Genomic DNA, 12173 nt, shown 5'->3' with positions numbered 1-12173 from the left:
GACACCGCTCCCTGCGGACGACGGACGAGCGCTCGGAGGCTGCCTCTCGGCGTTCGAGCAGCGTTGCGGTGGAGTGCTCCCCTGGCTCGCCGGTGTCGACGCGGACGGCCGACCACGGTTCAGGCAGCCGAGTCGACGAGGTGCCTGCCGAACCACCGCACGCACGACAACGGCCCCCAGGACGATGTCCTGGGGGCCGCGTCTGCTGGTAGCGGGGACAGGATTCGAACCTGCGACCTCTGGGTTATGAGCCCAGCGAGCTACCGAGCTGCTCCACCCCGCGCCGTGTCAGATCCGGTTCCATTTTCTCGAACCGCTTCTCTCTGACAGGGAGAAAGTTAGCACGCCGGGAGAACCCCGAAATCAGGGGGGTCCCTTAAGCCGATCTCCGGGAGGATCGGCGCGCTCCTCAGCCCGCTGATCAGCCGTTATTCCACTCCGCGCCGAAGACGGCGCGTCGAGCGGCGGCCGGGCCGTCACTCTCGCACTCGGCGACGCGGAGGCCGCGGAGGCGTCGACGGCCGCTCGGCCCGCCGACTGAACGGAACGGGCCTGCTCGTACGGTGCCGTCATCGAACTAGTCGAGGGGGACACCGCCGTGACCGACGCCCTGACCGATCGACTGACGACCGGAGTGGGCGTGATCACGCTCGCCCTCGGCGCGGCCCTCACCGTCGCGCCCGAGCGGACCGCCGCGATCCTGCGGCTGGGCGGCAGCCGGACGGCGGCCCGGTCCATCGGCGTGGCAGACCTGGCGATCGGCTGGGGGTTGCTGCGATCCCGCCGCCGCGCCCCCTGGATGGCCGCCAGAGCGGCGCTCAACCTCGTGCTTGCCACCCGGTACCGCGCGGAGGCGAACCGGCAGGACGGCCTCGCAGGAGCGCAGGCCGGGGCGGTCGGCATGAGCGCGCTGACCGTCTTCGACGGCACGCTGGCCCTCCGGCTGGCGCGCGCGTCCGTCGACCGTTCCGCCTCGTCTGAGCGCCCCTCTCGGCCGCGCTGAGGCAGGACGGGCGCAGCCGGGTCGGGCCACACCGGCCTCGGAGGCCCGGCCGGGCACCGGACGACACCGCCCCCGCCGCGCCCGAGGCCTGCCAGACGGGCAGACCGGGCACGACGGGGGCAGTGGTTCGGCTCTGGCGCGGTGGAGCCACCGCGACGAACTCACATGTTGATCATGTGACCGGCCAGGCCGTGGACGGCCTCCTTGACCGCCTCGCCGAGGGTCGGGTGCGCGTGCACGTTGCGGGAGATCTCATGCACGGTGAGGTCCCACTGCTGAGCCAGGGTCAGCTCCGGCAGCAGCTCGGTGGCCTCCGGGCCGATGATGTGAGCGCCCAGCAGCTCGCCGTGGGTCGCGTCGCTGAGGATCTTGACGAAGCCCGCGGTCTCGCCGAGGCCGTGCGACTTGCCGTTGGCGGTGAAGGGGAACTTCGCCACCTGGACGTCGAAGCCCTTCTCCCTGGCCTGCGCCTCGGTCCAGCCGAAGCTGGCGATCTGCGGCTGGCAGTAGGTGGCCCTCGGGATCATCACGAAGTCGAGTTCCATCGTCTCGGCGCCGCCGATGGTCTCCGCCGCGATGACGCCCATCGACTCGGCGGCGTGCGCCAGCATCAGCTTGGCGGTGACGTCGCCGATCGCGAAGATGTGCGGCACGTTGGTCCGGCCCCGGCCGTCGATGTCGATGGCCCCGCGCTCGGTCAGCGCCACACCGGTGTTCTCCAGGCCGTAGCCGCCTGTCCTCGGCTGGAAGCCGATGGCCTGCATGACCTTGTCGGCCTCCAGGGTGCGCTGCTCCCCGTTGGTGGAGACGACGACCTTGACCGAGTCGCCGGAGTCGTCGATCGACTCCACTCGGGTGGAGGTCAGCACCTCGATGCCCAGCCGCTTGTAGCGCTTGCCCAGCTCGGTGGAGACCTCGACGTCCTCCAACGGAACCACGCGATCGAGGAACTCCACGATCGTGACCTTGACGCCGTAGTTGTGCAGCACATACGCGAACTCGACGCCGATGGCGCCCGCGCCCGCGATGATGATGCTCGCCGGCAGGGTGTCGCTGAGGATCTGCTCCTCGTAGGTCACGACCCGCTCGCTCAGCGAGGTGCCGGGCAGCAGCCGGGTGGTGGCGCCCGCCGCGATGATGCAGTTGTCGAAGGTGACCGTCTCGGTGCCGCCGTCGGTCAGACTCACCTCGAGGGTGTTCGCGTCGGTGAAGCTGCCCCGACCCTTGAACTGGGTGATCGAGTTCTTCTTCATCAGGAAGTGGACGCCCTTGACGCGCCCGTCCGCGACCTTGCGGCTCCGCGTGTAGGCGGCGCCGTAGTCGAAGTCGACCTCACCGGTCGTGGTGATGCCGAACGTCTTGGCCTCGTGCTTGAAGATGTGCGCGAGCTCGGCGTTGCGCAGCAGGGCCTTCGACGGGATGCAGCCGACGTTGAGGCAGACCCCGCCCCAGTAGCGCTCCTCGATGATCGCCGTCTTGAGTCCCAGCTGAGCAGCCCGGATCGCGGCGACGTAACCGCCTGGCCCCGCGCCCAGGACCACAACGTCAAAGTGCGTGCTCATGCCTACGACCCTCTCCTGTCCACCGATTCGCCGGCTGCCCTGGCACCCTCGTCGACTCTCGTCGACGCTCGGCTCAGCCGGAAACGACGTGGTCGCGACGGTCTCGGACTTCTCCTCGCACCTCGCGCCCTCCGTCTTCTTACCCCTACCGCCGAGGCGGCCGAGGTGAACTCCTCGACCGTCGTCCCGGTGCGTCCACCCTATGAAGCCTCCGCCGGGCACGCCGGGCCGGGTGGACTCAAGGGACACCGCCGCCCGGCACGCGCCCCGGCGAGCGCCTGTTCACGCGAGCGCCTGACTGCACAACGCACGACAGACCCGCCGTCATCCCGCCGCCGCGCACCGTGCGGCGGCGGCGACCATGGGTGACGGGCGGCGACTGCGCGCGGGCACCGCCGCCGAGTCCGGCCAGGTGTCGGGGGCGAAGGACACGGCAGACCTGCGCGGTGCGCGGGTGCGATCTGTCGGTCGGTCGGCGCACGATCGGGGCCGGACGGCTCCTCGATCAGCTGCGAGGCCCGCCGGCCGGTCGCCGATCCCGCCGGACCGCACGATGGTTGCACGGTCGACCATCCACCCGAATGGACGTAGGAACCCGAGATCTCCGATTCGATACTGAGCCGATGAGGAGACCGATGACACACCTGCGGTCGAGATTTCCGACGATGATGCTCTCCGCCGCCGTGGTGACCTCCGCCGCCCTCGGATCGACGGCCCTCGGCCCGGAGGCACTAGCCGCTCCGACGACGCCGGACCCACGAACGGAGGTGCTCGCGCCCGACGACTCGCCTGCCTCGGAACAGGTCGCCACAGGCCGGGCCGCCGACCCGGTCCGAACAACCGGCCGGGGACCCCACCTCGACCCCGTGCTGGTCGACGGGGTGACGGCGCCGGTGTACTCCTACGCGGACGCGATCCGCGAGACCGTGTGGGTAGACCTCGGCATGGACCTCGATCGCGACGGCAGGAACGACCGGGTGGCCGCCGACGTGATCCGCCCCGCCGAGCCTGCGGCCCTCGGCGAGCAGATCCCGTCGATCGTGAACGTCAGCCCGTACTTCACCTGCTGCGGTCGAGGCAACGAGGCCCAGTTCAAGACCTACGACTCCGACGGCGTTCCCATCGGCTTCCCGCTCTACTACGACAACTACTTCGTGCCGCGCGGCTACGCCGTCGTCCTGGTCGACGACACCGGCAGCAACCGCTCCTCCGGCTGTCCGGACACCGGCGGAGAAGCCTCGATCTCCGCGGGCGCGGCCGTCGTCGACTGGCTGAACGGCCGGGCGGCAGGCTTCGAGGCTCCCTTCGGCGGCGCCGAGGTGACCGCGTCCTGGTCCGGCGGCGCGGTCGGCATGATCGGCAAGTCCGCCGACGGGGCGGCGGCCAACGGCGCGGCCACGACCGGAGTCGACGGACTGCGCACCGTCGTGCCGATCGGCGGGGTCAGCTCGTACTACCCGATCTGGAACTCCCACGGCACCTGGTCCGGGTACCCGCAGTCCAGCGGGCCGCCCGATCGGCTCAACCCGCGCGCCCAGGTGTTGTGCGCACCGCTGACCGAGGAACTGGAGGAGTTGGGCGGCACCGACGGCGACTGGAACGACTTCTGGATCGAGCGGGACTACACGCTGGCCGCCGATCAAGTGCGGGCGAGCGTGTTCGCGGTGCACGGCTTCCACGACGTCAACGTGGCGCCCAGCCAGTTCGGCCGCTGGTGGGACGCCCTCGCCGAGGCAGGCGTCGAGCGGAAGGCCTGGCTCAATCAGGCCGGGCACGTCGACGGGTTCGACCTCGACCGCGCCGAGTTCGTGGCCACCCTGCACCGCTGGTTCGACCACCATCTCTTCGACGTGGACAACGGCATCGACACCGAGCCGATGATCCGCATCGAGCACGCCCCGGACGAGTGGGCCGACGAGGCGGACTGGCCGCCCGCGAGCACGCGGCTGCACACGCTGTGGCCCGCGCTCGGCGACGGGACCGGCGCGGACTCGCTGGTGACGACCGGTCCCGAGCCTGCGGCGATCCGGACCTTCGTGGACGACCCCGAGCGGAGCAGGCACGATCGGGCGCTCGACCCGGAGGAGCAGGCGGGCGACCGGCTGGTGTTCCTCGGCGAGCCGCTGGCCGAGGAGACCCGGGTGTCCGGAACGGCGTCGGTGACCGTGCGGGTGCGCTCCTCCACGCCGCTGGCCAGGGTGAGCGCCGCGCTGGTCGACTACGGCCCGGCGACGATCCGGGATCACGCGGGGCCTGGGCAGGGCATCCGCACCCTGGAGACCAGGTCGTGCTGGGGAGAGGGCACCGAGGCCGACAGCGCCTGCTATCTCGACACCGAGACCACGACGACGCGGGTCGATCACCAGATCATCGCGTCGGCCGCCGCCGACGTCGGTCGCTTCGAGAGTCCTCGCTACCGGGTGCCGCTGCGTCCGGACCGGTCCTACTCGCGGACCTTCGAACTGTCCACCACCGACCACGTGATCCCCGCCGGACATCGGCTGGCACTGATCATCGCGGGCACCGACGCCGCCGACACGATCCTGCCCGGCGAACGGCCGGAGATGACGCTGGAGCTGGCGGGCACCTCGGTGTCGATCCCGGTCGTCCAGGACTGGGCAACCGGGGGCGGCGGCACCGAGGGCAGCCGAATCGAGAAACGAGACACCGGGCGGTGAACCCGGTCAGACAGCGCGCGCAGAGCCGAGTCGGCGCGCACCGACCGGTCGACGCCCCGATACAGGGCTGAAACCCTGCGTCGAGCGTGACGTCGGCGCCCCGAATGCACCGACGTCACGCTCGACGTGCCGCCTGGGTCCGTCCGCCGGACCCGTTCGCAGGTGATCGACGATCAGCCGACCGCCAGGGCGGTGATACGGGTGGACTGTGCTGAGGAGAAGTTGTCGTCGCTGACCAGCAGCAACGTCCGCTCTCCCCCGGGCAGGATGGGGCCCCAGGTGATGCCCTCGATGTTGTCCAGCGTCGCGCCCACCTCGCCGAGGTCGACGAGCAGGCGCTTCGACGCGGGCCGGAAGTCGCCGTCCGCGAGCGAGTGTCGATTCAGGACGTCGGTGGCCCAGGCCGTGGAGAACTCGTAGACGCGGACGCTGGTCCCCGCGTCGCTGACGTAGGCGCGTTCCACCGCCAGGAACCGGGTGGGGTCGACGGCGTCGTACGCGAGGAGTGAGGAGAGGCCGTTGCTTCCCCTGGCTCCCGGCCCCGGCTCGGTGAACACCGGGTCGAGCGGATAGGCGTACTGGGCCCGCGCGGGCCCGCTCCGGTCGTGCACGGTGATCCGGGTGACGGCGCCCTGGTCGGGCGTGGGAGGCGGGCCGTCCTGCTCCAGCGGAGACTCCAGGGCCGAGACGAGCAGGCCGCCGCCCGCCGCGAAGGTCAGGCCTTCGAAGGTGTCGTTCACCCGAGGACCCGACTCGCCGAAGGTCATCTTCTCCTGCGGGGCCGTCGGCACGTCCCGGAGGTAATCGCCGTCGGCGGTGGACAGCCGGATCGCCGGGTCCATCAGCACTGTCGCCGGGTCCTGGGGGGTCTGCCCCGGCAGCACGTTGCGCTGTCCCTCGGAGGTCCAGGCGACGTCACCGGTCCACGGGTCGATGCGCAGTTCCTCCGGATCGACCGTGCCCAGGGCGTTGCGCTCGGCCACCGGGTGCTCGTGCTGCTCGACGCGCCATTCGTCGATCGTCGGGTAGAACCGACCATCAGGGCGACGGAAGGACGTGACGTCGATCAGCTCGACGCCGTGCAGGCCGTCGGCGTCCAGCTCGATCTCGGCGGTGTAGTAGCGAGCCGGGCTGTGGTCCGACCAGTCGTCACTCAGCAAGGCGTACTGCCCGGTGCGACGGTCGTGGTCGATCGAGGAGAGTCCGCCGACGACGGTGTCCTGGAAGATCAGCCGATGGGCGATCGTCTGTTCGCCGAGCAGTCGGACCGTCGGCTCCTGTGCGACGGCGGCGGACTGCGGCACGAGCAGAGTCGTCGCCACGATCGCCGCGAGGATCGAGGCCGACATACGAGAGGACATGGCGAGCATAGGACTCGATCGAAGTTGATCTCGTCCAGCTCAGCCGCCGATCTTGACCCGTTCGAGCTAAGCCAATCGCCCGATCGAAGCTACTCGACCCCCTGCGCGCGGCGGGCGAGGAAGTCGCCGACGAGCCGCGTGCCCGGTGCGACGCGGGCACCGCCGCCGGGGACCGGATCGACGTCGTCGGCCTTGATCTCGGCTCCGCATTCCGAGCAGCGGACGGTGGGAATGAAGGCGTGTCCGCAGTCGTGGTGTCGGAAGGTGATCGGCGGTTCGGTCAGCCCCGCCCATCGATCGCCCCAGGCGGTGAGCGCCAGCAGGATCGGCACGAGGTCGCGCCCCGCCTCGGTGAGGCTGTAGCCGTGACGCACCGGTCGCTCCTGGTAGGGCGTGCGCTCGACCACTCCGGCGTCGACCAGCGCGGTCAGTCGCATGGTGAGCAGGTTGCGGGAGATCCCGAGGTCGCCGACCAGCTCGTCGAAGCGGCGCGCGCCCAGGAAGAGATCCCGCAGGATCAGCGGCGACCACCAGTCGCCGACGAGGTCCAGCGACCGGGCGAGAGAACAGTGCATCTCGGCGAAGCTTGTCTGACGCATCCTCGACATCCTAGTCAGTTGTTCTATTGAACTTTATCTGTCTACGGTGGGCTCGCACGGTGAACAGACTGGAGGTGTCCTGGTGTACCACCGCTTCGTGGCACGTCGCGTACGTCGGATCTTCGCCATGATCAGCGCCGGTGACTGGCAGCCGATGGTCGACGGGATGGCGCCGAGCTTCACCTACCGATTCCACGGCGAGCACGCCCTCGCCGGCAGCCGCCATACCACTGGGGCGCTGCGCGCCTGGTGGGAGCGATGCTTCCGGCTGATGCCGGACCCGACGTTCCGGGTCGAGGAGGTGCTCGTGACGGGTCCGCCCTGGTCGACCCGTGTCGCGACGGTGCTCACCGTCACGGCCGACCTCGCCGACGGCTCGCGCTATGAGAACGTCGTCCATCAGTTCGTCCGGATGCGCTGGGGCCGGATCACCGAGGTCCGCACGCTGGAGGACACCCTCGTCCTGCAACGGGCGCTCGATCGGCTGGCCGCCTCGGGATTCGCGGAGGCGCACGCCGCACCGATCACCGACTGACGATCCGAACAGCCGCCTGCGGCACCGACAGGCAGCCGGATCGGAAGCCGCACGGCATCGACCAGAGACTCTCGCCGCCCCGACGGCGATACGCCCGATCCCTGCCCCCGACTCGGCTTCCGATCCGGACCTCCCCCGCCCCCTACCCTCGGACGGCGTGCCCGCCCGGCGCTCCCACCGCCGGATCGGTCACCACCATCCGCTCCGGCTCGTCGTCGGCGGCCTCCATCGCCAGCACGACGAGCACGGCGTCCAACAGGACGATCACCTGGTCACCGACCCGACGGCCCCGCTCCTCCACGGCCAGGCCGATCAGGGCCAGCGTGCCCGCCCGCTGACGCTGCCGCCGCTGCTCACGGTCCTCCCCGCCCAGCGGGCCCTCACGCTCGTCGAGCGCCCGCCAGGCCGCGACGGCTCGATCCGCCGAGGCGCGGGGCAGCCGGACCTCGATCCTGGGCAGCGTGGTCCCGACCAGGCCCGCCCCGAGCTCCGCGAGAGCCAGCGAGTCCCGGCGATACCGCCTGCGCCGTGGCGTGTCGTCCTCCACTGTCGTCTCCCTTCTCGTGCGACGAGCCCGGTGCGGGCCCGAGTCGTCGTCAGTCGTCAGTCGTCAGCGAGCGCGTGCATGGGCGAGCTCTTGGCCGCCTTGGCCGCCGGGATCAGCGCCGAGAGCAGTGCCATCCCCAACATCGCCACCAGCACAAGCCCGAGCTGGTCGAACGGAATGCTCGGCTCGGCACCCAACTGCGGGTCCGCAAGCGTGATCAACATCGCGTAGCCGGTGCCCAGGAGGATGCCGAGGACGGTGGCGTAGCCGCCGAGGATCGCGGCCTCCCAGCTGAGCATCGCCCGCAGGCCGCCGCCACGAAGGCCGAGCGCCCGGAGGAGTCCGTGCTCCTGAGTCCGTTCCACCACCGACAGCGACAGCGTGGTGGCGACCCCGACCATGGCGACCAGGACCGTGATGCCCACCAGCCCGAGGGCGACCAGGCGCAGGGTGTCGATGATCTCCTGGAACATCTCCCTCTCGTCGCCTGGGAAGGACAAGTGGATCATCGGGTCCACCGGTACCAGGCCCTCGACGGCGGCGCGGAAGTCCGCCTGCTCGACGCCGGGTGCCGGATTCGCCAACAGCACCACCGGCGATGCGTCCGGATCGATCCTGGCGATGTCGTCCGGGTGCACCACGACGACGCCCATCGTGCCGGTGTTCTCGTAGAGCGCGGCCACCTCGACGGTGACGTCCCCGCCGTCGGTGGTGATGGTCATGCTGTCACCGACGGTGAGTCCCAGATCAGCCGCCGTCTCGGTGTACAGCCCGACCTGACCCGCGCCCCAGCCGTCGAAGCTGCCCTCGGCGGGAGCACGCACCACATCCGGCAGGCTCGTGAGGTCCAGGCCTCGGACCGTCAGGTCCGTCGCCGTCGTACCTCCGACGGTGAGGTCGCTCAGCGTCTGGGTGACCTCGACGAGCTCCCCCACCGCCGGATCGTTCCGCAGCGACTCGACCACCTCTGACGTGATCGCCGACGGCTCCTCATAGTCGGTGTAGCTGGAGATCGTCACGTCGGCGGGGCGAGCAGCCGCGAGGCTGTTCTCCGCGCCCGTCTGCATATTGGACAGCGAGACCAGGACTGCCGTGACCAACGTGACGCCCAGGGCGAAGACCGCGGCCGTGGTGGCGGAGCGGCGCGGGACCCGCAGCGTATTGCGGACCGCCAGCCGGCCCGAGATGCCGCCGATTTTGGTCAGCGGCTTCTCCAGCAGACCGACCACGCCACGCAACACGGCGGGGCCGAAGGCGAGGAAGCCCACGAACAGGGCGCAGCCAGAGGCTGCCGCTGCGAGGATGCCGAGCTGGGCGGCATCCGGCATCACGATCGGCACCGCCGCGAACCCGGCCGCCCCGAGGACCGCGAGTACGGCGAACACCATGCGGAGCCTGCCGATGCCCGTTCCGCTGTCGCTGAGCGCGGCGACGTTCATCGCCGCGACCGGAGGAATGCGGGAACCCCGGATCGCGGGCACGGCGGCGGCGGTGACCGCGACCGCGACGGCCAGCACCAGGCACCACACCAGGCCGATCGGCGAGACCACGAGGGAGATCTGATTGCCGGTGAGAGCCCCGGCGATCGCCAGACCCCCGTAGCCGAGTCCGACCGCCGCCGCGACACCGGCCGCGCCTGCGACCAGGCCCGACAACGCGGCCTCCACCAGCAGGGCGCGCAGGATGTGGCCGGGCTGGGCGCCGACGCAACGCAGCAGCGCGGTGCGCCGACGGTTACGGACCAGCAGGATGCGGAACGTCGAGGCGACGATGATCGCTGCGGCGAACAACGCGATGAACAGGAACACCGACAGCAGCATGAACACCTGGTCGGCGCCCGCGTCGGCGTTGGCCAGGTCACTGGCGCGGCGCTCGGCGCCGCTCTGAACGCTCGCGGCGTCCCCGAGAACCTCGCTCATGGCCGCCACTGCGGTGGCCGGGTCGGTGCTTGCGACGAGGATCTCGTCCCAGAACTGGGAACCGAGCCATTCCCGGACGGAATCCGGGTCACCGATCGCGACGAGGTCAAAGGCGTTGGCGGACTCGGCAATGCCGCTGACGGTGAGCGTCAGCTCCTGAGTGGACTGGTTCCCATCGAGCGTCTCCAGGGTGAAGATCAGGGGGACGGTGTCACCCACCCCGGCCGACATCGTCTCGGCACTGGCCGAGGAGAGAACGACCTCACCGGGTCCGGCAGGCGCCTGCCCGTCGACGATCTCGGTGTCGGCGAGCGGACCGTCGAAGATGCCGCTGGTCGCGATGATCATCTGCCTGTTGGGAGCGGTGGCGAACCCGGTTATCGCAGGCACGGTCTCGGTCACCTCGGGCAGGGCCTGGACCTGGTCGAAGTGTTCGCTCGTCAGTCCGTCCGCGTATTGGAAGTCCGGGCTGGCGATGGCGTCGACGTTCTCGGACACCGAGGTGAATCCCGAGGTGAACTCGGTGCGCAGCGTGTCGGTGAATAACACGGTCCCGGCGGTGAACAACGTCGCGACGCCGATCGCGACGCCGGTCAACAGGATGCGCGACGGCCGATGCCGGATCTGGGCGATGGATGCCTTGATCAGTCCCATTCGTCTCACCGGCTCACGTCGTCGAGAGCGGCGAGGACCTGCTGGCGGCTGGGCTCGCGGAGTTCGCCCGCGATCCGGCCGTCGGCCAGCAGCACCACCCGGTCGGCCTCGGCGGCGGCGGCCGGGTCGTGCGTGACCATCACCACGGTCTGACCGAACTCCTTGGTGGAGCGGCGGAGGAAGGCGAGCACCTCACGACCGGTGGAGGTGTCGAGGTTGCCCGTCGGCTCGTCGGCGAAGACGACGTCGGGACGGTTGGCCAGCGCGCGGGCGATGGCGACCCGCTGCTGCTGGCCGCCGGACAGCTCCGACGGGTGGTGACGCAGTCGATCCTGGATGCCGAGGACCTTGATCACCGTGTCGACCCACTCCCGGTCGGGCTTGCGGCCCGCGATGCTCAGCGGCAGCAGGATGTTGTCCTGGGCCGACAGCTCGTTGAGCAGGTTGAACTTCTGGAACACGAAGCCGATGCGGTCGCGGCGCAGGTCGGTGAGCTGGCGCTCGGACAACGCGGTGATGTCGGTGCCCCCCAGGACGATCGTGCCCGAGGTGGGCCGGTCCAGACCCGCCATGCAGTGCATGAGAGTCGACTTGCCCGAACCGGACGGGCCCATCACGGCGGTGAACTCGCCCTGGTTGATGCCCGTGCTCACCGCGCGCAGTGCATGGACCTGGTTGTCCTGGGTGCCATAGACCTTGCTGACGGCATGGGTCGTCACGATGGTCGCGGTGGCGGTCGTCGTCGTCGACATGTCGGTATGCCTGTGTCCTCTCTTGGTTCGGGGCAGTTCGTGGGTGTTCGTCAGTGCCGGAATGTCAGTCGTCCTGGTTGTTCGCGAAGCAGTCGATGCTGCCGTCTTCGCCCGCGGTCTGCTCGTCGATCACCTCGTCGTCGACGAGGATGCGGCAGACCGTGCCGGGCTCGGCGTCGGAGACCCGGAGATCGTTGAAGCCGAATCCGACGGACTCCGCCATGGACCAGGGCAGGTCCTGCTCGGTGAGCGTCGGATCCTCGCCACCGGCGAAGCCGTGGCCGATCATCGCCGTGCCGGAGCCCTGAACCTCCATCTGGACGTCGTAGGTCGCGCCGACCAGCCCGCAGCCCGCGAGCAGCAGCCCGGTCGAAGCGAGCGCGGCTCCCCACGCGGCTGTGGTGAGGCGGCTCCGCACGTGGTCCTCCTTGATCAGAAGTGCTCTGTCTCGGAAAGCAGCATGCGGGGCGCGGCCCGGTGCGTAGATCGGCCGATCGGCCGGGATGTGCGCGTCGGGTCAGCCGAAAGTCCTAGCCGATCGGCGGGGGCTCATCGCCGTGGCG

Annotated in this window: 10 protein-coding genes and 1 tRNA gene; 3 read left to right on the top strand and 8 right to left on the bottom strand. The window is 70.2% G+C overall.

Features of this window, described 5'->3' with window-relative positions:
- Positions 1 to 206: 206 nt before the first annotated feature.
- Positions 207 to 283: transfer RNA gene (locus UA74_RS06225), tRNA-Met, on the bottom strand.
- Positions 284 to 598: 315 nt separating this feature from the next.
- On the opposite strand from UA74_RS06225, the gene UA74_RS06220 reads away from it, so the two are divergent.
- Positions 599 to 1003: a hypothetical protein gene (locus tag UA74_RS06220; RefSeq protein ID WP_075739436.1), complete on the top strand. Its 405-nt coding sequence runs from the start codon at positions 599 to 601 to the stop codon at positions 1001 to 1003.
- 161 nt (positions 1004 to 1164) lie between these two features.
- Here UA74_RS06220 and lpdA read toward each other — a convergent pair whose 3' ends face one another.
- Complete coding sequence (lpdA, locus tag UA74_RS06215) at positions 1165 to 2565, bottom strand: dihydrolipoyl dehydrogenase (RefSeq protein ID WP_075739435.1); 1401 nt, start codon at positions 2563 to 2565, stop codon at positions 1165 to 1167.
- A gap of 635 nt (positions 2566 to 3200) precedes the next feature.
- On the opposite strand from lpdA, the gene UA74_RS06210 reads away from it, so the two are divergent.
- On the top strand, positions 3201 to 5243 hold the full coding sequence (locus UA74_RS06210; protein WP_198042944.1) for a CocE/NonD family hydrolase: 2043 nt from the start codon (positions 3201 to 3203) through the stop codon (positions 5241 to 5243).
- Between the two features lie 173 nt (positions 5244 to 5416).
- Here UA74_RS06210 and UA74_RS06205 read toward each other — a convergent pair whose 3' ends face one another.
- On the bottom strand, positions 5417 to 6604 hold the full coding sequence (locus tag UA74_RS06205) for an esterase-like activity of phytase family protein (protein WP_075743468.1): 1188 nt from the start codon (positions 6602 to 6604) through the stop codon (positions 5417 to 5419).
- A gap of 89 nt (positions 6605 to 6693) precedes the next feature.
- Complete coding sequence (locus UA74_RS06200; RefSeq protein ID WP_075739433.1) at positions 6694 to 7203, bottom strand: winged helix-turn-helix transcriptional regulator; 510 nt, start codon at positions 7201 to 7203, stop codon at positions 6694 to 6696.
- A gap of 97 nt (positions 7204 to 7300) precedes the next feature.
- Between UA74_RS06200 and UA74_RS06195 the strand changes: the two genes are divergently transcribed.
- On the top strand, positions 7301 to 7738 hold the full coding sequence (locus UA74_RS06195; RefSeq protein ID WP_198042943.1) for a nuclear transport factor 2 family protein: 438 nt from the start codon (positions 7301 to 7303) through the stop codon (positions 7736 to 7738).
- Positions 7739 to 7880: 142 nt separating this feature from the next.
- Here UA74_RS06195 and UA74_RS32690 read toward each other — a convergent pair whose 3' ends face one another.
- The 4 genes from UA74_RS32690 to UA74_RS06175 form a co-directional block, all read right to left on the bottom strand.
- Positions 7881 to 8285, bottom strand: coding sequence for a hypothetical protein (locus UA74_RS32690; protein WP_075739432.1), 405 nt, complete (start codon positions 8283 to 8285; stop codon positions 7881 to 7883).
- A gap of 56 nt (positions 8286 to 8341) precedes the next feature.
- Entirely contained in the window at positions 8342 to 10858 is a 2517-nt protein-coding gene (locus tag UA74_RS06185; protein ID WP_075739431.1) for an ABC transporter permease, read from the bottom strand.
- Between the two features lie 5 nt (positions 10859 to 10863).
- Complete coding sequence (locus UA74_RS06180; protein WP_075739430.1) at positions 10864 to 11610, bottom strand: ABC transporter ATP-binding protein; 747 nt, start codon at positions 11608 to 11610, stop codon at positions 10864 to 10866.
- Positions 11611 to 11674: 64 nt separating this feature from the next.
- Entirely contained in the window at positions 11675 to 12028 is a 354-nt protein-coding gene (locus tag UA74_RS06175) for a hypothetical protein (protein WP_075739429.1), read from the bottom strand.
- Positions 12029 to 12173: the final 145 nt, after the last annotated feature.

Origin of the sequence: Actinoalloteichus fjordicus (assembly GCF_001941625.1) — a bacterium.
Taxonomy (GTDB): Bacteria; Actinomycetota; Actinomycetes; order Mycobacteriales; family Pseudonocardiaceae; genus Actinoalloteichus_A; species Actinoalloteichus_A fjordicus.
The sequence above is the reverse complement of the archived record's forward strand: the minus strand, read 5'-3'. Positions and strand labels throughout refer to the sequence as shown.

Coding starts and splice junctions, on each gene's coding strand:
- UA74_RS06210 (WP_198042944.1), top strand. CDS start 3,201: ATGACACACCTGCGGTCGAGATTTCCGACGATGATGCTCTCCGCCGCC.
- lpdA (WP_075739435.1), bottom strand. CDS start 2,565: ATGAGCACGCACTTTGACGTTGTGGTCCTGGGCGCGGGGCCAGGCGGT.
- UA74_RS06200 (WP_075739433.1), bottom strand. CDS start 7,203: ATGCGTCAGACAAGCTTCGCCGAGATGCACTGTTCTCTCGCCCGGTCG.
- UA74_RS06205 (WP_075743468.1), bottom strand. CDS start 6,604: ATGTCCTCTCGTATGTCGGCCTCGATCCTCGCGGCGATCGTGGCGACG.
- UA74_RS06180 (WP_075739430.1), bottom strand. CDS start 11,610: ATGTCGACGACGACGACCGCCACCGCGACCATCGTGACGACCCATGCC.
- UA74_RS06185 (WP_075739431.1), bottom strand. CDS start 10,858: ATGGGACTGATCAAGGCATCCATCGCCCAGATCCGGCATCGGCCGTCG.